Origin of the sequence: Collimonas sp., assembly GCF_039923675.1 — a bacterium.
GTDB lineage: Bacteria > Pseudomonadota > Gammaproteobacteria > Burkholderiales > Burkholderiaceae_D > Collimonas.
In genome coordinates this window covers 29,947-51,300 of record NZ_JBDTCG010000047.1, presented here as the reverse complement: position 1 = coordinate 51,300, position 21,354 = coordinate 29,947, and the positions used below count along the sequence as shown (strand labels likewise).

The 21,354-nt window shown below is 57.6% G+C and carries 25 protein-coding genes; 3 read left to right on the top strand and 22 right to left on the bottom strand.

Going from position 1 to position 21,354, the window contains the following annotated elements:
* The 4 genes from ABI171_RS09335 to tyrS all read right to left on the bottom strand — a co-directional run.
* Window positions 1–218 (bottom strand): transposase (locus tag ABI171_RS09335; RefSeq protein ID WP_348092294.1); only part of this gene is annotated, 218 nt, incomplete at its 3' end.
* A gap of 42 nt (window positions 219–260) precedes the next feature.
* Window positions 261–896: a YbhB/YbcL family Raf kinase inhibitor-like protein gene (locus ABI171_RS09330; RefSeq protein ID WP_348092293.1), complete on the bottom strand. Its 636-nt coding sequence runs from the start codon at window positions 894–896 to the stop codon at window positions 261–263.
* 50 nt (window positions 897–946) lie between these two features.
* Entirely contained in the window at window positions 947–1,405 is a 459-nt protein-coding gene (gene dtd / locus ABI171_RS09325; protein ID WP_348092292.1) for a D-aminoacyl-tRNA deacylase, read from the bottom strand.
* A 10-nt stretch (window positions 1,406–1,415) separates the two neighbouring features.
* The gene (gene tyrS, locus ABI171_RS09320) at window positions 1,416–2,696 is read right to left on the bottom strand and encodes a tyrosine--tRNA ligase (protein WP_348092291.1); all 1,281 of its coding nucleotides are present in this window, start codon (window positions 2,694–2,696) and stop codon (window positions 1,416–1,418) included.
* A 209-nt stretch (window positions 2,697–2,905) separates the two neighbouring features.
* On the opposite strand from tyrS, the gene ABI171_RS09315 reads away from it, so the two are divergent.
* Together ABI171_RS09315 and ABI171_RS09310 are read left to right on the top strand one after the other, a co-directional pair.
* Complete coding sequence (locus tag ABI171_RS09315) at window positions 2,906–4,324, top strand: M23 family metallopeptidase (protein ID WP_348092290.1); 1,419 nt, start codon at window positions 2,906–2,908, stop codon at window positions 4,322–4,324.
* Window positions 4,325–4,414: 90 nt separating this feature from the next.
* Window positions 4,415–5,581, top strand: coding sequence for an anhydro-N-acetylmuramic acid kinase (locus ABI171_RS09310; protein ID WP_348092289.1), 1,167 nt, complete (start codon window positions 4,415–4,417; stop codon window positions 5,579–5,581).
* Window positions 5,582–5,686: 105 nt separating this feature from the next.
* Here the strand turns inward: ABI171_RS09310 and erpA are convergent, their stop codons facing one another.
* The 6 genes from erpA to rplM all read right to left on the bottom strand — a co-directional run bounded on the left by erpA (window position 5,687) and on the right by rplM (window position 9,534).
* The gene (gene erpA, locus ABI171_RS09305) at window positions 5,687–6,049 is read right to left on the bottom strand and encodes an iron-sulfur cluster insertion protein ErpA (protein ID WP_014007938.1); all 363 of its coding nucleotides are present in this window, start codon (window positions 6,047–6,049) and stop codon (window positions 5,687–5,689) included.
* Window positions 6,050–6,139: 90 nt separating this feature from the next.
* Window positions 6,140–6,547 (bottom strand): polymer-forming cytoskeletal protein, encoded by a 408-nt coding sequence (locus tag ABI171_RS09300; protein ID WP_348092288.1) that lies wholly within the window; start codon window positions 6,545–6,547, stop codon window positions 6,140–6,142.
* A gap of 12 nt (window positions 6,548–6,559) precedes the next feature.
* The gene (locus tag ABI171_RS09295; protein WP_348099288.1) at window positions 6,560–7,294 is read right to left on the bottom strand and encodes a DUF6776 family protein; all 735 of its coding nucleotides are present in this window, start codon (window positions 7,292–7,294) and stop codon (window positions 6,560–6,562) included.
* A gap of 37 nt (window positions 7,295–7,331) precedes the next feature.
* The gene (argC, locus tag ABI171_RS09290; protein ID WP_348092286.1) at window positions 7,332–8,369 is read right to left on the bottom strand and encodes an N-acetyl-gamma-glutamyl-phosphate reductase; all 1,038 of its coding nucleotides are present in this window, start codon (window positions 8,367–8,369) and stop codon (window positions 7,332–7,334) included.
* Between the two features lie 334 nt (window positions 8,370–8,703).
* On the bottom strand, window positions 8,704–9,096 hold the full coding sequence (gene rpsI / locus ABI171_RS09285; RefSeq protein WP_092355603.1) for a 30S ribosomal protein S9: 393 nt from the start codon (window positions 9,094–9,096) through the stop codon (window positions 8,704–8,706).
* Window positions 9,097–9,105: 9 nt separating this feature from the next.
* Complete coding sequence (rplM, locus tag ABI171_RS09280; RefSeq protein ID WP_348092285.1) at window positions 9,106–9,534, bottom strand: 50S ribosomal protein L13; 429 nt, start codon at window positions 9,532–9,534, stop codon at window positions 9,106–9,108.
* Between the two features lie 510 nt (window positions 9,535–10,044).
* On the opposite strand from rplM, the gene ABI171_RS09275 reads away from it, so the two are divergent.
* Window positions 10,045–10,506: an OsmC family protein gene (locus ABI171_RS09275; RefSeq protein WP_348092284.1), complete on the top strand. Its 462-nt coding sequence runs from the start codon at window positions 10,045–10,047 to the stop codon at window positions 10,504–10,506.
* 5 nt (window positions 10,507–10,511) lie between these two features.
* Here the strand turns inward: ABI171_RS09275 and coq7 are convergent, their stop codons facing one another.
* The 12 genes from coq7 to ABI171_RS09215 form a co-directional block, all read right to left on the bottom strand.
* Window positions 10,512–11,138 carry a 2-polyprenyl-3-methyl-6-methoxy-1,4-benzoquinone monooxygenase gene (coq7, locus tag ABI171_RS09270; RefSeq protein ID WP_348092283.1) on the bottom strand — a complete coding sequence of 209 codons (627 nt, stop codon included), beginning with the start codon at window positions 11,136–11,138 and terminating at the stop codon, window positions 10,512–10,514.
* Window positions 11,139–11,187: 49 nt separating this feature from the next.
* The gene (locus ABI171_RS09265) at window positions 11,188–12,030 is read right to left on the bottom strand and encodes a DUF3025 domain-containing protein (protein WP_348092282.1); all 843 of its coding nucleotides are present in this window, start codon (window positions 12,028–12,030) and stop codon (window positions 11,188–11,190) included.
* A gap of 35 nt (window positions 12,031–12,065) precedes the next feature.
* On the bottom strand, window positions 12,066–12,842 hold the full coding sequence (gene cobA, locus ABI171_RS09260) for a uroporphyrinogen-III C-methyltransferase (protein WP_348092281.1): 777 nt from the start codon (window positions 12,840–12,842) through the stop codon (window positions 12,066–12,068).
* Between the two features lie 13 nt (window positions 12,843–12,855).
* The gene (locus ABI171_RS09255; protein ID WP_348092280.1) at window positions 12,856–13,662 is read right to left on the bottom strand and encodes an ABC transporter ATP-binding protein; all 807 of its coding nucleotides are present in this window, start codon (window positions 13,660–13,662) and stop codon (window positions 12,856–12,858) included.
* A gap of 25 nt (window positions 13,663–13,687) precedes the next feature.
* Window positions 13,688–14,605, bottom strand: a complete 918-nt coding sequence (gene ntrB / locus ABI171_RS09250) for a nitrate ABC transporter permease (protein WP_348092279.1) — start codon at window positions 14,603–14,605, stop codon at window positions 13,688–13,690.
* Window positions 14,606–14,649: 44 nt separating this feature from the next.
* A complete protein-coding gene (locus tag ABI171_RS09245; RefSeq protein ID WP_348092278.1) occupies window positions 14,650–15,930 on the bottom strand; it encodes a CmpA/NrtA family ABC transporter substrate-binding protein in 1,281 nt (426 codons plus the stop codon).
* 296 nt (window positions 15,931–16,226) lie between these two features.
* Window positions 16,227–16,847, bottom strand: a complete 621-nt coding sequence (locus tag ABI171_RS09240; protein ID WP_348092277.1) for an ANTAR domain-containing protein — start codon at window positions 16,845–16,847, stop codon at window positions 16,227–16,229.
* 142 nt (window positions 16,848–16,989) lie between these two features.
* Window positions 16,990–18,024, bottom strand: coding sequence for a dihydroorotase (pyrC, locus tag ABI171_RS09235; protein ID WP_348092276.1), 1,035 nt, complete (start codon window positions 18,022–18,024; stop codon window positions 16,990–16,992).
* Entirely contained in the window at window positions 18,017–18,778 is a 762-nt protein-coding gene (locus ABI171_RS09230; protein ID WP_348092275.1) for an AAA family ATPase, read from the bottom strand. Before ABI171_RS09230 ends, pyrC begins: the two co-directional genes overlap by 8 nt.
* A gap of 171 nt (window positions 18,779–18,949) precedes the next feature.
* Window positions 18,950–19,675 (bottom strand): amino acid ABC transporter ATP-binding protein, encoded by a 726-nt coding sequence (locus ABI171_RS09225; RefSeq protein ID WP_348092274.1) that lies wholly within the window; start codon window positions 19,673–19,675, stop codon window positions 18,950–18,952.
* A gap of 69 nt (window positions 19,676–19,744) precedes the next feature.
* Complete coding sequence (locus tag ABI171_RS09220) at window positions 19,745–20,440, bottom strand: amino acid ABC transporter permease (RefSeq protein WP_348092273.1); 696 nt, start codon at window positions 20,438–20,440, stop codon at window positions 19,745–19,747.
* Window positions 20,441–20,442: 2 nt separating this feature from the next.
* Window positions 20,443–21,195 (bottom strand): amino acid ABC transporter permease, encoded by a 753-nt coding sequence (locus ABI171_RS09215; protein ID WP_348092272.1) that lies wholly within the window; start codon window positions 21,193–21,195, stop codon window positions 20,443–20,445.
* Between the last annotated feature and the right edge of the window lie 159 nt (window positions 21,196–21,354).

The window sequence follows — 21,354 nt, the reverse complement described above, 5'->3', positions numbered from 1 at the left end:
CTCCATTTGGCAAAGTACGAATGCACCGTCCTCCATTTAGGAAAATCCCCCGGCAGCATCCTCCACTGACAGCCGCTACGCAGCAGATACAGCACCGCGCAGAACACTTCGTACAAACTCACAGTGGTCGGCTTGGTGCGTTTCCTCACGCTTTGTAACAGCGGCAGAATCTCTTCAAATTTATCGCGACTGATGTCGCTCGCGTAGGGCTTTCTCATCCCTATATTATCCACCATGGCAAGAAGATCGTGAACACGTTCTTATAGGGCCGGGTTCAAGGTATAAAGACCGACGATAGCTTCTTCCGCCAGGATATGACCGTGCATGGCGGCCTGCACCTGTGCGCCGGTGAACTTCCCGGTCACCGCCAGCCGTGGAATAGACAACGCGTATAGCGTAAAAATATAGCGATGCACGATCTCGTCGTTCCATGGCGGACAAGGGCCGTCATAACCGAAATAGTCGCCGCTCATCGCCGCATCGCCGGCGAACCAGCCAGTGTAGTCATTCAAGCCGTGACGGACGCCAGGCAGCGGGCTGTTCTGGACTTCCGGCCCCGGCTTGCCATGCGGTGTGATGCCGTCGCTGAATGCGCCGGCGGCAATCGAGGTCGTGCCTGGCGGCAGATCCAGCAGCAACCAATGGAAAAAATCGACACGCGGCAAATCCGCCGGCACCGTCATGCCTTCCTGGTTGACGTCGTCGCCGCGCGATGGCACGTCGGGATCGTGGCAAATCAGCACCAACGATTGCGTAGCGACCGGCAGTTGCTCCCAGGCCAAGTGCGGATTGCGGTTGGACGACAAGGTGATGTGGGTTTCCGGGTGGGCCACGGCGAAAGCGAATTCGCCAGGGATATACGCACCGTCTTTAAAAGAATTGCTCCAGAGTTTCACAGTAAGCTCCCGTCGATAAATTCAATCTGCCAGACTACAGTAAAAACCGTTTACGCTTTGGCAGCCGGCGGTTTTACCTGCAGCCAGAAAGTCACCGGGCCGTCATTGGTCAGCGATACTTTCATGTCAGCGCCGAACCGGCCGGTCTGCACCAGCGCGTGGCGGCCACCGGCCTGCAGCACAAAATAATCGAACAAACGACGTCCATCTTCCGGCGCCGCGGCAGGCGTGAACGAAGGCCGCGTGCCGGACTGGGTGTCCGCCGCCAGCGTGAATTGCGGCACCAGCAGCAGGCCGCCGCCGATGTCGCTCAGGCTGCGGTTCATCTTGCCGGCGTCGTCGCTGAACACGCGATACGCCAGCAGCTTGGCAAGCAAGGCATCGGCTTGTTTTTCGCTGTCGCCGCGCTCGGCGCACAGCAACACCATCAGGCCTGCATCGATAGCGCCGACCGTGACGCCGTCAACCACGACGCTGGCGTGGCTCACACGTTGTAGCAAGCCGATCATGGCAAACCGATCATGCTGTCAACGTCACCCGCGCAAATTTGCGCTTGCCGACTTGAATCACGAACGTCGCCGCATCGACTTTCAAGCCTTTGTCACTCACCACTGCGCCGTCTATCCGCACGCCGCCCTGCTCCACCATGCGCAAGGCTTCCGAAGTCGACGGGCAGAGATTGGCTTGCTTCAGCAACTGGCCGATGCCAAGCGGCGCACCGCTCAAAGTCAGCTCAGGAATATCATCGGGGATGCCGCCCTTGGCGCGATTATTGAAATCGCTCAGGGCATCTTCCGCCGCTTGCCGGTTATGGAAGCGCGCCACGATTTCCTGCGCCAGCGCCACCTTGATGTCACGCGGATTCTGGCCGCCTTCGACCTGCGTCTTGTAGCCGGCGATTTCCGCCAGCGACTTGAACGACAGCAGTTCATAGTAGCGCCACATCATCACATCGGAAATGCTCATGACCTTGGCGAACATGGTGTTGGCCGGCTCGGTGATGCCGATGTAGTTGCCCTTCGACTTGGACATCTTCTCGACGCCGTCCAGGCCTTCCAGCAACGGCATGGTCAGGATGCATTGCGGCTCCTGGCCGTAATCCTTTTGCAGCTCGCGGCCCACCAGCAGGTTGAATTTCTGGTCGGTGCCGCCCAGCTCCAGATCCGATTCCAGCGCCACCGAATCGTAGCCCTGCATCAACGGGTACAACAATTCGTGCACCGAGATCGGCGTGCCGGCCTTGAAGCGTTTGGTGAAATCTTCGCGCTCCAGAATGCGCGCCACGGTGTACTTGGCCGACAACTGGATCATGCCGCGCGCGCCGAGCTTGTCCGACCATTCCGAGTTGTAGCGGATCTCGGTGCGGTCCGCATCCAGCACCAGGCTGGCCTGGGCAAAATAGGTCTTGGCGTTTTCTTCGATCTGCTCGCGTGTCAGCGGCGGCCGCGTCACATTGCGGCCGGACGGATCACCGATCATCGAGGTGAAATCGCCGATCAGGAAAATCACGTTGTGGCCGAGGTCCTGCAACTGTCGCATCTTGTTCAGCACCACGGTATGGCCCAGGTGCAAATCCGGCGCGGTCGGATCCAAGCCCAGCTTGATGCGCAGCGGTTTGCCGCTTTGTTCGGAGCGTTGCAGCTTGCGCGCAAAATCGCTTTCGATCAGCAGTTCGTCAACGCCGCGCTTGGTGATCGCCAAGGCTTCCTGGGTCCGCTCGGAGAGGACCAGCGGAGTTTTTTCAACTGCCGCGGCGGCAGCGGCGGCTTTCGGTGATGCACTTTGAGAATCGTGAGCCATGTTAGGAAAATCCAGCGAAAAAAATCTATAAAAACATCTAAAAAAACAGCGCTTGCGCCTGCGGCCAGCGAGAAAACATAGGGTTACAAAATCGGATTTGTCCTATTCGACCGTGGGGTATAATCCTTGATCCTTTTAATCCCGCCGCAAGTCGTTCAGTCAACAACAACACAAGAATCGGTAGCAAACGGCAAATTTTAACGTATTGCATGTCTATCAAAGATAAATTCATCGACCTTCGGTCCAGTATCACGCCATTGTTCCAGCAGATACCAGCGCGGGTCAGTGCGTCTTTTACCGGCTCTTCACGTAAAACCCGCGTTATCTCCGCTTCTGCCGTCGTGTTGACCTTGGTCGCATTTGGCGCAGCCGGTGTTTCCCCGATAACAACGGATCCCGACGAAGTTGCCGTAAGAGCCATTTCCGCCGAGCTGGAATTGCCTAGCCTCGACGAACAAATCGCGAAACTTGAAGCCCAGCAGCAATTGTATGTTGCCGAAGACAAGATGCGCGCCGGCGATACGCTGGCGGCCTTGCTGACCCGGCTTGGCGTGGATGACGACGCTGCGGCCAGCTTCATCAAATCCGACGGCAGCGCGCGGGCCATGTTGCGGCTCAAGCCGGGCACCGCGGTGCAGGCGCAGACCAGCAATGATGGTGTATTGCAAATGTTGCGTGCAACCATTTCCGGCGGCGCCGACAATACGCCAAAGAACCTGTTGATCCGACGCGATGGCGACAAATTCAGCGTCGCCGAAGAAACGCCGACAGTTGAACGCCGCGTCGAAATGCATACCGGCGTGATCCGCTCCTCGCTGTTTGCCGCTACCGACGCCGCAGATATTCCCGACAGCGTGGCGTCGCAGATCGTCGCCATGTTCGGCACCAATATCAATTTTGCCTCCGACCTGAAGCGCGGCGACCACTTCAACGTCGCTTACGAAACATTCTGGCAAGACGGCCAGTTCCTGCGCGCCGGCCGCATCCTGGCTGGTGAGTTTGTCAACAGCGGCAAGCCATTCCAGGCGGTCTGGTTCGATGAACCGGGCAGCAGCGGCCAGGGCGGCTACTATGGCTTCGACGGCAAATCTCTGAAGAAGGCATTTTTGAAATCGCCGCTGACCTTTACCCGCATTTCTTCCGGCTTCTCGATGCGGATCCACCCGATCCTGGGCAAGTGGAAAAAACACACCGGCGTCGACTTCGCCGCCGCCACGGGCACGCCTATCCACGCTACCGCGGATGGCACGATTGACTTCGCCGGCGTCGAAAGCGGCTACGGCAATGTCGTCATCATCAAGCACGATAGCAAATATTCAACCGTGTATGCACACATGAGCCGCTTTGCGCCAAGCTCGCGCAAGGGCAGCAAGGTCAGCCAGGGTGATGTGATCGGCTATGTCGGCATGACTGGCTGGGCCACCGGCCCGCATCTGCACTATGAATTCCGGGTAGCCGATGTGCCGCGCGATCCGCTATCGGTGGTGGTGCCTACCGCCACACCGCTGGCCGGTGCGGAACTGCAACGCTTCAAGACCGTTGCCGCTGACATCACCCATCGCTTCAATCTGCTGAGCGGCAGCGAAACAACGCCGTCGGCGCCTGCTACTAAACTGGCGTCAAAGTAAAGTCAAAGTAAACGCCTGCTGATATTGCAATAAACATAGAACCGTTGTCGGAGCGCTAGTAAAATCAAGCGATCTCACAACGGTTTTATTATGCCCACTTCATTTTCCCATAACGATACAGACCTGTTCATCGGCATGATGTCCGGCACCAGCCTGGATGGCGTCGATGGTGTCATTGCAGCCTTTTCTGCTGGGCCGGGGCAAGCTCCAGTGGCTACCCTGGCCTCGGCCTACATGCCGTTTTCAGCCGGGTTGCGCGCCGAACTGATGGCTTTGCAGACTTCCGGCCAGAATGAGATCGAACGCGAAGCGCTGGTCGCCAATACCCTGACCGCACACTACGCCGCCTGTGTCGAACGCCTGCTGGCGGAGGCTGGTTTGCAGCCGGCGCAGATTCGCGCCATCGGCGTCCACGGCCAGACCATTCGTCATCGGCCCGAGCTCGGCTTTACCCGCCAGGCAAACAATCCATCGTTGCTGGCAGAGTTGACCGGCATCGACGTCATCGCCGATTTCCGCAGCCGCGACGTCGCCGCCGGCGGCCAGGGCGCACCACTGGTGCCGGCATTCCATCAGGCGGTGTTCGCCGATCCGGCGCAAACCCGGGTGGTGGTGAACATCGGCGGCATCGCCAACATCAGCGTCTTGCATAGCCAGGCGAGCGCCGATGCAAGCCGCGAAGTGACAGGGTTTGACACCGGACCAGGGAATGTTCTGATGGATTTGTGGGTCAAACGCCATCAAGGCAAGGATTACGATGATAGTGGCCGCTGGGCGGCCAGCGGCCAGCATGCGCCAGCTTTGCTGGCGCAGATGCGCAAGGAGGATTATTTTGCCGCCGCGCCGCCAAAAAGCACCGGCCGCGACCTGTTTCATGAAAGCTGGCTAGCGAAACAACTAAGCGGCTCCGTCCAGCTGGCAGCGGCCGACGTGCAGGCAACGCTGGCGATGCTAACCGCGACCACCATTGCCGACGCCATCGCGCACCACGCTCCACATGTGCAAACCGTCTATGTCTGCGGCGGCGGCGCCTACAACCCTTACCTGATGACGCAACTGGCGCAGGCGCTGCAAAAGCACGGACTGCCGGGGGCTTCTGTACAATCTACCGAGCTGCTGGGGATTGCGCCGAACCATGTCGAGGCGGTGGCTTTTGCTTGGCTGGCGATGCGCTTCGACCAGCGCCTGGCGGGCAATCTGCCGGCGGTGACGGGAGCCCGTGGTCCACGGATTCTGGGAGCCTTGTATCCCGCCTGATTAGCGATGCCGGGACCTACAGACGCAAAAAAAGACGCTCCGGGATTTCTCCTCAGCGTCTTTTTTAATCACTAACTATCGTCAGGCCCGATCAGGCCAGCGCGATCAAGCCGAGAACGAAGATCCGCAGCCGCAAGTCGTCGTCGCATTCGGATTCTTGATCACGAATTGCGCGCCTTCCAGGTCGTCCTTGTAATCGATTTCGGCACCGACCAGGTACTGGTAGCTCATCGAATCGATCAGCAACTGCACGCCGTTCTTGCTCATGGTGGTGTCGTCTTCATTGACGATTTCATCGAAAGTGAAACCGTACTGGAAGCCGGAGCAACCGCCACCCTGCACGAATACGCGCAACTTGAGGTCGGGATTGCCTTCTTCTTCGATCAGTTGCGCAACCTTGGCGGCCGCGCTATCGGTAAACACGATCGGGGACGCGACTACATCTTGGATTTCAGCGACAGCATTCATTTTTGACTCCTGCGGGGTACATACAATACTGCATTATAGGCGCTTGCCCGCATTCATGCAGGCAAAGGCTGAAACCGCTTACGCGATTGCTTATGCAACACTTTGGGTGGATTGCGTCATGGCAAGTTTCAACACCGGCTCGATTACATTCTGATCATGAGTCAGCTTGCCGCTTACCAGAGCGCCGCTATGCATTTCCAGCGCTTTGTAATTGACATCGCCAGTTATGCGGGCTTTCGGCTGCAATTCAAGCAGTTCCGAAGAAAAAACGTTGCCGGCGATTTCGCCGTTGACCACCAGATGCGCGACCCGTACCTCACCCTCGACCTTGGCGCTCTCGGAAATCACCAGCACGCTGGTCTGCCCGACTTCGGCCACCACGTTGCCCTTGACGTGGCCGTCAATGCGCAACCCGCCCTTGAAGTGGACATCGCCCTGGATGCTGGTCGAGGAGCCGATCAGGCTATCGATGGTGCTCTTTGCTTTGCGGTTGAACATGATGTTTCCTTTTTACAAATTAGAGGTTTGCTGCGCACGGACCTGGCCTTTTTCCAAGACTTTGGCTTGAATCGCCTTGACCACGGCGCCTTCCGGCAAAGTCAATTCGGCCTCGACCCGCTGGTAATACTTGAAATCCAACTTATAAGCCGCTTTATCAGCCACCGTGGCGCCGGCGCTCGGGAACGTCAGCACCGTGCTTTTTCCGGCCATAGTGGCGTTCACCAGTATTTGCACGTCGCCGACAAAATTAGGGCCTTTGCCGCCTTGCATGATCAACATCCGGTAACGCAACTGCGTCGGCGTCTGCAATTCAGCGGTCAGACGTTGAATGGTAATGCCTTGATTGCCCGTCGCATTCGGCAGCAAGCCTTCAAAAAACGCCAGGTCCTCCTTCAGCTTGGCGTTTTCGGTTTCCAGTACCTTGATCTGCTGGCCCAACTGTTCTTGCGACGCCTTCTCGATATTCAAGCGGCTTTCCGCGGCATTGACAGTGGTCGAGAAACGATCGCGCTCCGCCGTCAAACTGGCTACTTTGTCATTCAAATCGACCAGCTGCTGCTTGCTGATAGCCGGACTGTGGCCGGTGAAATCGCGGCCCATGTCGTACACCCACATTGCTATGGCGCCGCCAAAACCCAGCACCACGATCAAGAAAAGCGCCTTCAACGGCCAGGGAAAATGGCTTTTGACAGTCATTTTCGGCGCCGAAATCGACATGCGCCGGACCCACAACTTGTATTTCATCGCGACTCAGCGGCTGCGTTGCTTGCCCTCGGTCGGCTCATGGCATCACTGGCACGTGCATCAGACCAGTCGTTTCTTCGAATCCAAACATCAGGTTCATGCATTGCACCGCCTGGCCGGCCGAGCCTTTGACCAGGTTGTCCTGCACCACCAGCACGACCACGGTATCGCCGTCATTCGGCCGATGCAGTGCGATGCGCAGCATGTTGGAGCCACGGGTGGAGCGGGTTTCCGGATGTGCGCCGAATGGCATCACGTCGACAAACGGCTCGTTCTTGTAGGCATCTTCAAACAGCGCCTGCAAAGCGGCGTTATCAATATCCTTGGTCAGGCGCGCGTAGATGGTCGAATGCATGCCGCGTATCATCGGCACCAGGTGCGGCGTGAACAGCAAGCCGACTTTCTGCTCAGTCAGCTTGCTGAGTTGTTCGATGGTTTCCGGCGAATGGCGATGGCCGGAAACGCCGTAAGCTTTGAAATTGTCGCTGGCTTCCGAGAACAGCATGGCGACTTCGGCCTTGCGGCCGGCGCCGGAAACGCCCGATTTGCAATCGGCGATGATATGCGAAGCATCCACCACATCAGCCTTCAGCAGCGGCGCCAAACCCAGTTGCATGGTGGTCGGATAACAGCCGGGGTTGCCGATAATGCGCGCGTCCTTGATCGCGGCGCGATTCAGTTCAGGCAAGCCATAGACAGATTCCTTCAGCAGCTCAGGGCAGCTGTGCGGCATCTTGTACCACTTCTCGAACACCGCAGTATCCTGCAAGCGGAAGTCGGCAGCCAGGTCGATCACCTTGACGCCGGCGGCCAGCAACTCAGGCGTCTGCGCCATGGCGACGCCGTGCGGGGTGGCGAAGAACACCACGTCGCATTCAGTCAGGTTGGCTTTTTCAGGGGCCGAAAAGGCCAGGGAAACGCGACCGCGCAAACATGGGTACATGTCCGCAATCGACATACCGTCTTCCTTGCGCGACGTCACCGCCTGCAATTGCACCTGCGGATGGGTTGCCAACAAACGCAGCAACTCGACTCCGGTATAACCCGTACCACCCACAATCCCGACTTTGATCATCTTGTTTCCTTGCTTGCAAGCGTACTGAGCCGCTTATGATATTCATGAATTCGTTCTTGAATTCGTTCCTGAAATTCGTATTGAACCTGATATGAAAATCGTACGATCTATGGTTGCCGTTTTTTCAGACAAGACAGCATAGGGCCGACTATTTTATCAGCCAATTCTTTGAGCTTGTTAACATTCGCTACGGCAAGATTTTGCCGTTATGAAGATTGCAATGCACGAGAAAATGCCACTGCACAATATTACCTTCGCGAAATTGAAGCACGTCAAAAGACAAAAAGCCGCCAGGCGCGAACCTGGCGGCTTTTCACTATTCTGAAAGCGTAGATTAGCGCTTGGAGAATTGTTTTGCGCGGCGTGCCTTGCGCAGACCAACTTTTTTACGTTCGACTTCACGTGCATCACGTGTAACGAAGCCGGCTTTGGACAGCTCCGGTTTCAAAGTTGCATCGTAGTCGATCAGTGCACGAGTGATACCGTGGCGAACTGCACCAGCCTGGCCGGACTCGCCGCCACCGCTGACGTTGACTTTGATGTCGAAAGTTTCGACATGGTTAGTCAGTTCCAGTGGTTGACGAATCACCATCAAACCGGTTTCGCGCGAAAAATATTCATTCGCTGGCTTGCCGTTGACGATAATCTGGCCGGAGCCGGACTTGATGAAAACGCGAGCCACTGCACTCTTGCGACGGCCGGTTCCGTAATTGTAGTTACCGATCATGTCTATTCCTTAGAGTTCGAGTGCTTTAGGTTGCTGCGCAGCGTGCGGATGGGTGCCATCTGCGTACACTTTGAGCTTCTTGATCATGGCGTAGCCAAGCGGACCCTTAGGCAGCATGCCCTTGACCGCTTTTTCCAGCGCACGACCGGGAAAACGCTGTTGCATTTTCTGGAAATTTGTTTCGTAGATGCCGCCTGGGTAACCGGAGTGACGGAAATATGTCTTGTCGGTTGCCTTGGCGCCAGTGACGCGCAGTTTGCCTGCATTGATGACGACGATGAAATCGCCGGTATCAACGTGTGGAGTAAATTCCGGTTTGTGTTTGCCGCGCAGTCGGAGTGCCACTTCGCTGGCAACACGTCCGAGGACTTTGTCCGTCGCGTCAATCACGAACCAATCACGCTGGACTTCATGGCCCTTAGCGGAAAAAGTTTTCATGTTGACTTCCTAACTAGTTTAATTCGCTCAAATGGTGGTTCCATCGCTACCGGAAACCTGGTTGTTAGACCGGATTTTCGTCCTGCATCGGCGACAGACTCTTCCTTGTTATCTTTTCCTGAGCAAACGGAAAAGCCGTAAATTATAGCCTTTTCAAGGACTTGGCGTCAAACGGATTGAAAATTATCGGCAGTTGCGCTAGGAATTGTTGTTATTGCGCTTACCGGGGAACTGTGACCGGGCAAAAGAAAACCCGATCTGCACTTGGGCGTCGGGTTTAAATCCACTCCTGTGGAGGGGTGGAGGAGACAAGGCGTTGATTGCCCGGAATCAATTCCGAGAATCGATGAACCATTTTAGCAAACGGAATTGTGCATCGCAAGGTAGACAATAGGGGCGCTTACCCAAAAATGTTATTTGATTTGCCTTTGCGACAACAAAATCGCGCCTGAACCACATCCGCCAAGAGCAGTTAGAATATCGCAACACACAAACAGCCCGCGAGACCCTATGGAATGCACAGTACGCTGGACCGGCTCGTCCGGCATGACTTTTTTAGCTGAAACCGGCTCCGGCCACCTGCTGACGATGGACGGGGCTCCGGATGGCGGCGGCCGCGATCTGGCGCCGCGGCCGATGGAAGTGGTGCTGGCCGGCGCCGGCGGCTGCACCGCCTATGATGTAGTGCTGATCTTGCGCAAAAGCCGGCAGGATGTGCGCGGCTGCGACGTCACGCTGAAATCAGAACGGGCAGGAACCGACCCCAAGGTATTCACCAAGATTCACTTCCATTTCACCGTCCGCGGCCGTAACCTGAAGCCTAATCTGGTTGAGCGTGCGATCAAGTTGTCGCATGAGAAATACTGCTCGGCTTCGATCATGCTGGAAAAAACAGCCGAAATAACCCATTCGTTCGACATCGTCGACGACCTGGCAGACACCACCGCCAGCGAACCGGCTGCGGCGGATTAGATAGATTAGATGTAATAGGCGAGCGTCGTCATCACTTTCGACATCGCTTGCATCGCCTTTTGCGCCGGCAGCGGCATTTCAGCTCCACCGAGCTTACGCGCCGCCTCGCCATGGGCGATTTCGTCATCACGCATCTGTTCGACAATGGCGCGCGACTTGGCGTCTTGCAGCGGCAATGTTTCAAGATGGCTGTTCAGGTGCTTTTCCACCTGGCGCTCGGTTTCAGAAACAAAGCTCAGGCTGCGCACGTCTCCAAGCCGCGCCGCCAGCGTGCCCAGCGCGTAGGAACCGGCGTACCACAAAGGATTCAGCAAACTGACGTGCGAGCCCAGCTCGCGCAAGCGTTCTGCAGTCCAGGCCAGATGGTCTTCCTCTTCTCTGCCCGCCTCGGCAAATTGCTGCTTGATCGGCTCGCCCTGGGCGAATCGGCCCTGCGCGTCGTACAGCGCCTGGGCACAGACTTCTCCTACATGGTTGATGCGCATCAGGCCTGCGCTATGACGCTGCTCGGCCGCATCCAGCACGCCGTCAGGGGCCCGCAAAGCCGGGCTCGGTCGCGATGCCGAGGCTTGCCCGGTAATGACGCGCAGGGCGTTGTCGAAATCGGCGATGGCTTTGTCTAGGAATGGCATGCTGGGGATTATCTATAAAAGTAGGTGGTCGAATTTTATCAGGCCGCCGCTATATAGAGCGCTTTGGCCGAAACACTGCGCTATCCGCATAAAAATCGCGGTCTTGTCCATCACACCATCCCGGTATGCCCAGCACTGGCAACGGCGTCAGACGCCCCACCAGGGATCCGTGCTGCGCCAGGTCGACGTCGATCTGGCGGTCGATCCAGTCGCGCCTGGCATCCTCGTCCAGCGCGAAATAAAATGCCGGCGCGCTGATCACCAGGGTATGCGCGGTAATCGCCTTGTACGGACGCACCAGTTTTTCCAGCAACGCGTGGCCGAACAGCCGGACTTCGGCATCCTCCCCAAACACATCTCGCTGTCCGATAAATGCTTCCGTCCATTGATGACTGCGTAAAGCGGTCACCAACGCTTGTCCCGCAGCGTTGTCGCGCACCAGCAGCAAGGCCGCATTTTCATCAAAGATGGTGGCGGCATCGCGTGCAGCGCCGCGCGGCTTGCTGCCCGACAGCGTGCCTGCCCTTGCCAGTTCGGCGGCTTGCAATGCATTCAGGCGCGCCTTGATGGCCGGGAAGGAAAGCCAGATCAGGGCGTTCAGGAAATCGTGGAGATTATCGCGGGTCGGTACTTTGCCGCTGCTGCCGATAAATGCCTCGTAAGCCATCGCGGCCGGCAATTCGGCTTGCGCAACAAAATTGAGCGGCAAGCCCAGGTAATTATGGATGTTGCGCTCTTGTGCAACCCTGTTCAGCGCCAGGCGCCAATCTGCCGCCGCGCTCAACTGCATGCCGAGAACACGAAACGGCGCTAGCCAAGGCTGCGACCAGTCCATCGCGTGCAGGAACGATGTGCAAGGGTTGGACAAATCGGAAGCGGCGAATGTAGGCATTTGCCGCGCATTTTACATCGTCGCCAATGCCCGGCTCAAGCCAAGGCTTGTTGCAGCTTGTCCAGGTCGATGTCGATATGTGCGAAAGCGTCGGCACAGCGCACCACGTCACCGATAACGATAATGCTGGGACTGCCAAGCCCGCTCTCCTGCAGATCGTGCGGCAGGCGGTCGAGGCAAGTCAGCAAATGCGCCTGCGAGGCCAGCGTTGCCGACTGGATGACCGCGACCGGCATGCTTCCGGCCATGCCGGCATCCAGCAGACTACGCTGCAATTGCCGGCAGCGCGCCACGCCCATGTAGATCACCAATGTCATGCCGGACGCCGCCAGCGCCTGCCAGTTTGCTTGGGCCGCATTGCTCTTGCCGTGACCTGTGACGAAAATCACGCCCTGGCTATAGTCGCGATGGGTCGCCGCAATACCGATACTGGCGGCCGCCGCCATGCCGCTGGTAATGCCCGGCACCATCTCGACCGCGACGCCGGTCTCGCGCAGATATTCACGCTCTTCGCCACCGCGGCCGAACAAGTAGGGATCGCCACCTTTCAGACGCACCACGCATTGCCCTCCTTGCGCCTCCTGCACCATCAGGCGCTGGATGAATTCTTGCGAAGTCGACTGACAGCCGCCACGCTTGCCGACGTGGATGATGCGCGCACCCTCTTGCGCATGCTGCAGGATCTCGGGATTGACCAGATCGTCGACCAGCAGCACGTCGGCCCCGGCAATCGCCTTGACCGCTTTCAGCGTCAGCAGATCCGGATCGCCCGGACCCGCGCCCACCAGTATGACTTTGCCTTGTCGCTGCATATTCATCTCCCCCCTAAGCCGCCACCGGATGTGCCTGTTTGCGGTACAGGAATTCCAGCACCGAAGTGCGGTATTCGGCATACAGCGGATCCTGCGCCAGCGCCACCCGTTCACGCGGACGCGCCAGCCTCACTTGTACAATCTCGCCGATGGTGGCTGCCGGGCCGTTGGTCATCATGACGATCCGATCCGACAGCAGTACTGCTTCGTCGACATCATGGGTCACCATCACCACCGTCGATTCAGTCTTGGCGACAATCTTCAACAGCTCGTCCTGCAAATGGGCGCGCGTCAAGGCATCCAGCGCGCCGAACGGCTCATCCATCAGCAGCACCTTCGGCTCCATCGCCAGCGCCCGCGCAATGCCGACCCGCTGCTTCATGCCACCGGAAATTTCATGCGGACGCTTTTGCCCCGCCGCTGTCAAACCCACCATGGCCAGGGCGGCCTTGGTGCGCTCCTTCAAGGCGTTCTTGTTTTCGGTGGCGCCAAACACGCGCTCGACGCCGAGGTAGATATTTTCATGGCAGGTCAGCCACGGCAGCAGCGAATGGTTTTGGAACACCACCGCCCGCTCCGGCGACGGGCCGCCGATTTCACGGCTGGCGCAAATCAATACGCCCTCGCTTGGCATCAGCAAACCGGCGATCAGGTTCAACAAGGTCGACTTGCCGCAACCGGAATGGCCGATCAGCGTCACGAACTCGCCCTTGCGCACCGTCAGGTTGATATCGCGCAACGCGTGAAACTGGCCTTTGCGGGTGTTGAACACCATTTCTACCTGATGGATATCGATGAATCTGGCGTCGCGCTGCTCCATGTTTTCCCTCGCTGATGTGGCTGCGCTAGCTCGCAACCTGTTCGTAGGTGAATGCCTTCGCCAGCGCCACCAGCAATTGCTCCAGCAGCAAACCGACCACGCCGATCACGACAATCGCGATGATGATGTGCGGTACGTTGAGGTTGTTCCATTCATCCCAGACCCAGAACCCGATACCGACGCCGCCAGTCAGCATTTCCGCCGCCACGATCACCAGCCAGGCGGTGCCGATCGACAGCCGCACGCCGGTCAGCATGTACGGCAGCACGGACGGGAAAAGAATCTTGGTGATGATTTTCCACTCCGACAGGTTCAGCACCCGCGCCACATTCATATAGTCCTGCGGCACCCGCTGCACGCCGACCGCGGTGTTGATCACCATCGGCCAGATCGAGCAGATGAAGATCGACCAGATGGCAGCCGGATTGGCCGACTTGAACACCAGCAAACCAATCGGCAGCCAAGCCAGCGGCGATACCGGCTTCAATAAACTGATGATGGGACCGAACATGCTCGACAGGAATTTGAAGCGGCCGATCATGAAACCCAGCGGAATTCCGACCAGCGCCGCCAGGCCGAAACCGACGCCGACGCGTTGCAACGACGCCAGGATATTCCAGCCTATGCCCTGGTCGTTGGGGCTGTTGCGGTAGAACGGATCGGAGAATAGCTTGAGCGCTTCCTGCAAGGTCAGCAGCGGCGTCGGAAACTGCGTATTGTTCATCGCGATGACCTGCCAGACCAGCACCAGGAACGCCAGCCCGAGCAGCGGTGCGACGATTTGCATCAGCCAAAGCGGCATGGTGCTGCGCCGCTTGACTGCGTTCGGCATTGGCCGCGGCGCAGCGGTTGTGTCGACCGGCGCTTCCGCTTTATGCCCGGCGTTATCCATGATCGCCGCCTGGCGATTTGCATTTGCCGCTGTATCCATGGTTGCACTCATATTGACTCCCGGATATGCCTTGGACCGGCAACTGCCGGACCATGTCATGCATGGATCTTGAACGACGCGGCATAGGCTTGCGGGTTCTTGCCGTCCCATACCACGCCATCCGTCAGCTTCGACGTGCGCAGCACATCTTTCGGCACCGGCGTCTTGGTCATCGCCGCAGCGTCCCTGTAGATATCGATCTGGCTGACCGACTTGGCCACCGCCAGGTAGTCGGGATCGGTCTTCAGCAAACCCCAGCGCCGATGCTGCGTCATGAACCACATGCCGTCCGACAGGTAGGGAAAATTGACCAGGCCCTCGTTGTAGAACTTCATGTAGTTCGGGTCGTCCCAAGTCTTGCCCAAGCCATTCTGGTAACGCCCCATGATGCGCTGGTCGATCACGTCCTTGCTGGTGTTGACATAGGATTTATCGGCGATCGCTTCCGCCATCCTGTTCTTGTTGGCGAGCGAGGCGTCGATCCATTTGCCCGCATCCAGCACCGCGGCAATCAGCGCGCGGCAGGTATTCGGATTCGTGGCGGCGAACTCGGCGGTGGTGCCGAGCACTTTTTCCGGATGGTCTTTCCAGATCTCCTGGGTGGTGATGGCGGTGATGCCGACGCCATCGACAATCGCCCGGTGGCCCCACGGTTCGCCAACGCAGAAACCATCCATGTTGCCGACCCGCATGTTCGCCACCATCTGCGGCGGCGGCACGGTGATCACCTTGGCGTCCTTGAGCGGATTGACGCCGTTGGCGGCCAGCCAGTAGTACAGCCACATGGCGTGGGTGCCGGTCGGGAAAGTCTGGGCGAAGGTGTATTCGCGCTTGTCGCTGGCCATCAGCTTGGCCAGCGAGGGACCGTCCACCGCGCCCTTGTCGGCCAGTTTTTTCGACAAGGTGATCGCCTGGCCGTTATTGTTCAGTCCCATCAGGATCGCCATGTCTTTTTTCTGGCCGCCGATGCCCATTTGCACGCCGTAGATCAAACCTGACAGCACATGCGCCGCATCCAGTTCGCCATTGGCCAGCTTATCGCGCACGCCGGCCCAGGAAGCTTCCTTGCTGAGGACGATCTTGATGCCGTATTTCTTGTCGAAGCCAAGCAGCGACGCCATCACAACAGAGGCGCAATCGGTAAGAGGAATGAAGCCGATCTTGACCTCGGTTTTTTCCGGCTTGTCGGAGCCTGCGGCCCACGCTCCAGTGCTTGCTGATCCCAACATGCTGGCTCCTGCCGCTAGAGCGGCGGTTTGTAATAGTTGGCGGCGCTTGCCGTCGACAGCCAGGCTCGGATCAAGATCGTCTTGCGGCAACACATTCTTTACATCCATCGCATGGCTCCACTTTGTTTCGGCAAACAAAAAAAGGCGTCATCCCACAATGAACCAGTCATGTGGAAAGACACCTTTGTCTTATGTGGAAAGGACCGCCGTTAGCCGATTCCAGCGGCGCCATCGTTGGCGCTTGGATGGTTATATGCAAACCACGTGCCAGGATTTTCCGCGGCAACGCACGCGCTTTTCACTTGGAAAGCGCACTCGCTTTGTGCGTCGCACCAAATATGCTCACGTTTTTCGGGCGTTTCCGTTGAATCTCTGACCATCTGGCCAGCTTGGCCTGGCCTGGCTTAACCCAGCAAATCGGCGGCATCGATAATCCGCTGCGCCACCTCGGACAGCTTCAGATTCTTGTCCATCGCCAGCCGGCGCAGCTTCTGATAAGCCTCCTGCTCACTCAGTTGCTGCTTCTCCATCAGCAAGCCTTTGGCGCGCTCCAGCACTTTGCGTTCGGCCAGCTTCAGTTTGGTATCGGACAGTTCCGCCAGCAACTTCTGCTCTTGCCGGAAGCGCGCGAGAGCCACGTCCAGCACCGGCTTGATCCGCGCCGTCTGCAATCCCGCCACGATGTAGGCAGACACACCCGCAGCCATGGCCGCATCCATGCTGGAGGTCTTGGCATCCTCGGTAAACAAGACGATGGGGCGGCGCGCATCTCGGGTCGCCACAACGACGTGCTCCAGCACATCGCGAGCGTCGGATTCGGCGTCCACGATGATCATGTCTGGTTGCAATTGGGCAATTCTTTCGGGGAGATACAGGTCGGCCGGGAGCGAGGCGATGATGTTGTAGCCGGCTTCCAGCAAGCCGATGCGCAAGTCCTTGCCACGCGCGGCCTGGGCCGCAAACGCAGGGTCGTCTTCACCCTCGATGGCGACTGGATTGACAACAACGATACGTAGACTTTGCATGCTTGAAACCCGCGTCCGAAGACAACTATGTGAGCTACGGTTAGACAGGAAGGGAGACTGTTTTATCCCTCCCTGCAGTACAAGCATGCAAAAATCGCACCATGTCGATGCGACAGGCCGCTGTTGCAGCGGCCTGATTACTTTATACCATCTGCCAATCGATGGTCTCACCACCGTTCAGCGGCACCACGGTGGTCTCGCCCAGCGGCAGCTCGGCCGGCAAGGTCCATGGCTGGCGCTTCAATGTCACGCTGCCCTGATTGCGTGGGAGATTGTAGAAAGCCGGACCGTTAAAGCTGGCGAATGCTTCCAGCTGGTCCAGCGCGCCGGCCTGATCGAAAGCTTGCGCGTACAGTTCCATCGCATGCAAGGCCGTGTAGCAACCGGCGCAACCGCAAGCATGTTCTTTCAAACCCTTGGGATGCGGCGCCGAGTCGGTGCCGAGGAAGAAGCGTTTGCTGCCGGACGTCACCGCACGCACCAGCGCCTGGCGATGTTCTTCGCGCTTCAGCACCGGCAGGCAATAGTAATGCGGACGGATCCCGCCCTTGAAGATTTCGTTGCGGTTGTAAAGCAGGTGATGCGCGGTGACAGTGGCGGCGACCGGACCTTCGGCGCTCTCGACATACTGGGCGGCGTCCTTGGTGGTGATATGTTCAAACACCACTTTCAGTTCCGGCATGTCGTGCCGCAGCGGCCGCATCACACGGTCGATGAAGACCGCTTCACGATCGAAAATATCGATGGCCGGATCGGTCACTTCGCCATGCACCAGGAACGGCATGCCCAGTTCCTGCATGGTTTCCAGCGTCTTGTAGCACTTGGTCAGGTCGGTCACGCCGGCATCCGAATTGGTAGTGGCGCCGGCCGGATACAGTTTCACGGCATGCACGAAGCCACTGTCTTTGGCGCGGCGGATTTCGTCGGGCGGCGTATTGTTGGTGAGATACAGCGTCATCAATGGTTCAAACGCCTGCTCGGGCGGCAACGCAGCCAGGATACGGTCACGGTAGGCTGCGGCCTGCTCGGTGGTGGTCACCGGCGGCTTCAGGTTCGGCATCACGATGGCGCGGCCGAACTGGCGTGCACTATGCGGCAGCACGCTCGCCATGGCAACGCCATCGCGCAGGTGCAAGTGCCAGTCGTCGGGCCGGGTAATGGTCAAGGTATCAGTCATCTTCATTCTCTTCTGCAAAAAGTTGCTCCAGCATGGCTGCCGGATTGTTCAGGAAATGGCGGGTGGTCGTATAGTGTTCGGTGTCTTCGTAGCGGGTTTCGGTCAGCCCGCTCTGGTCCAGCAGATAGATCCTGGCGTGCGGATAAGCCAGCAGAATCGGCGAATGGGTGGCGATGATGAACTGGCAGCGGTCTTGCGCCAGTTTATGGATGATCGCCAGCGCCGTCAGCTGGCGATTGGGCGAAAGCGCCGACTCGGGCTCGTCAAGCATGTAGAAACCGTCAGGGCGGAATTTATTTTGCAACAGCGCCAGAAAGGATTCTCCGTGCGATTGCTTGTGCAGCCCCTTCTCACCATAAGATGAATCAAAGCCGACGAATGGCTGCCGCTCCAGTTCGACCTTGTAGCTGGCAACATTAAAGAAACTCTCGGCGCGCAAAAAATAACCGGTCTTGGGCCGCTTGTAACTCTTCACAGTCCGCAGGTAGCGATGCAGATCAGAATGGGCGTCTGCAGTCGAAAAATTTACATTCTGGTTGCCGCCTTCGGCATTAAAACCCCACGCCACGGCAATCGCTTCAAGCAAGGTCGACTTCCCGCTGCCGTTTTCCCCCACCAGAAACGTCACCTCGGGATGAAACTCGATCTGCTCCAGTTCCCGCACGGCAGGAATGCTGAAGGGATAGGCATCGTAGTCAATCGCCATGTCGGGATTGAGTTTCAGGCTGCGCAGATAGGGTTTGATGGAAAGCATGGCGTGGCGGCGACTTCAGTGGCAGCCATTTTACCGCAGCTGCGTTGAAGAACCCGAATTCGAGCCGGGATTGGCACATCAAACCGAGTCATACCGCAGATCAAACAGACAATAAAAAAGCCGCTTGGATATTCTCCAAAGCGGCTTCTGATCCTGCAAAAATCCCGGCGATCAGTGAATGATCTTGGCCAGGAAATCACGCGCACGGTCGGAGCGCGGGGCGCCGAAGAACTCGTCCTTGGTGCAATCTTCCACCACCAGGCCCTTGTCCATGAACACCACGCGGTTGGCGACCTTCTTGGCGAAACCCATTTCATGGGTAACCACCATCATGGTCATGCCTTCTTGCGCCAGGCCGACCATGACGTCCAGCACTTCGTTGATCATTTCCGGATCGAGCGCCGAGGTCGGTTCATCGAACAGCATCGCGATCGGGTCCATCGACAGCGCGCGAGCGATGGCCACACGTTGCTGCTGGCCACCCGACAATTGACCCGGGAACTTGTCTTTTTGCGCGATGAGGCCGACGCGGTCCAGGTATTTCAACCCTTTTTCGTTGGCTTCATCCTGGCTGCGTCCGAGCACCTTGACCTGGCCGATGGTGAGGTTTTCGCGGATCGACATGTGCGGGAACAGTTCGAAGTTCTGGAACACCATGCCAATGCGCGCGCGCAGTTTCGACAGGTTGGTCTTCGGATCGCCGACCGACACGCCGTCGACCGTGATCACGCCCTTCTGGAACGGTTCGAGGCCGTTGACGGTCTTGATCAGCGTCGATTTGCCGGAACCCGATGGTCCGCACACGACCACCACGTCGCCCTTGGCCACTTGCGTGGTGCAATCGGTCAGGACTTGAAATTGACCGTACCATTTGCTGACGTTATCTAACTTAATCATGAGTATTTCTCCTAATTCCTGAATTCTGTTTTGCAACGGGCAGCCTGTCAACAGACAGGCTGCCGTTCTTTATCGAATAATCGCAACCCGTTGTTGCAGCTTCTTGACCAGCGACGACAGACCGAAGCTCATCACGAAGTACACCACCGCGACAAACATGTACATTTCCACCAGACGGCCGTCGCGCTGCGCGATCTTCGAGGCAACGGTAACGAAGTCCGGCACCGAGCCCAGCACGTAGACCAGCGAGACGTCCTGGAACAGCACGATGGTTTGCGTCAGCAAGATCGGGATCATGTTGCGGAATGCTTGCGGCAGCACTACATTGCCCATCATTTGCCAGTAGTTCATGCCGAGCGCGTAGCCGGCAGAAACCTGGCCGCGCGGAATCGACTGGATCCCGGAGCGCATGATTTCGCAATAATAAGCTGCTTCAAACAGGATGAAGGTAATCAGCGCCGATGAGAAAGCGCCGACTTGCACCGGTTCTTTCGCGCCGATAATCCAGGCGCCGATATACGGCACCAGGAAGTAGAACCAGAAAATCACCAGCACCAGCGGCACCGAGCGGATCAGGTTGACATAGCTGGTGGCGGCTAACGAAATCGCCTTGTTGTGCGACAGGCGCATCATCGCCAGCACGGTGCCGAACAGGATGCCGCCGACCATCGCCACCAAGGTCAGCGTCAGCGTGAACTTCATGCCGGTGGTGAACAGGTAGAACCAGGAACGCTGGATGACGTCAAAATCGAAATTCGAAAACATGATTAATGGCCTCCTGTGTTCGCACTGCCAGAGGCAATAAATCCTGGAATCGCAATGGCTTTTTCAAGCCAGCGCGCCAGCAACAAGGCTATCCCCGAGATGATCACGTAAATTACCGTGGCGCCGGTCAGGGATTCGAAAGTCTGGAACGTAAATTCACGCATTGAATAAGTCGCGGCGGTCAGTTCCACCAGGCCGATGGTCAGTGCGACCGAGCTGTTCTTGATGATCGCTGCAAATTCGTTGGTCAGGGACGGAATGATGATCCGGAACGACATCGGCAGCAATACGTAGCGATATGTTTGTGGCAACGTCAGACCAAGTGCAGTACCCGCCAGCTTTTGGCCACGGGGCAGTGCATGAATGCCAGCGGAGACCTGTACGGCAATCCGCGACGACGTAAAGAAACCCAGCGCCAAAAAGGCGGTAATGAACGATGCATTCGGCAGGGCCTTGAGCCAGTTGCCAATGCTCGCAGGTACGATTTCCGGCATGACGAAATACCAGAGGAACATCTGAACGATTAACGGGATGTTGCGAAATAATTCGACGTAGCCGTTGGCCAGGCGTACTGCCCACTTGTTCGGCATGGTGCGAATCGTACCGATCACCGTACCGATGACCAGCGCCATGATCCAGGCTGAAATAGACAACGCAAGCGTCCACTTCAGACCGGCCAGCAAGGTGTCCATGTAAGTGCTGACACCGTCGGGAGACTCTTGCCAGAAGATACCCCAATTCCAGTTGTAATGCATATTAAGTCCCCTCTCACTCTCTAACTCACTGCTGCTACTGCTTGAAACCACCTGAATGCGCGCCGGCTCTATTACCATCCGGCGCACAGAAAATTGTGCAATGCAGCAAATCGATTCCAGAAACAAAAGGGGAGGCTTACGCCTCCCGCTTCATGTCTT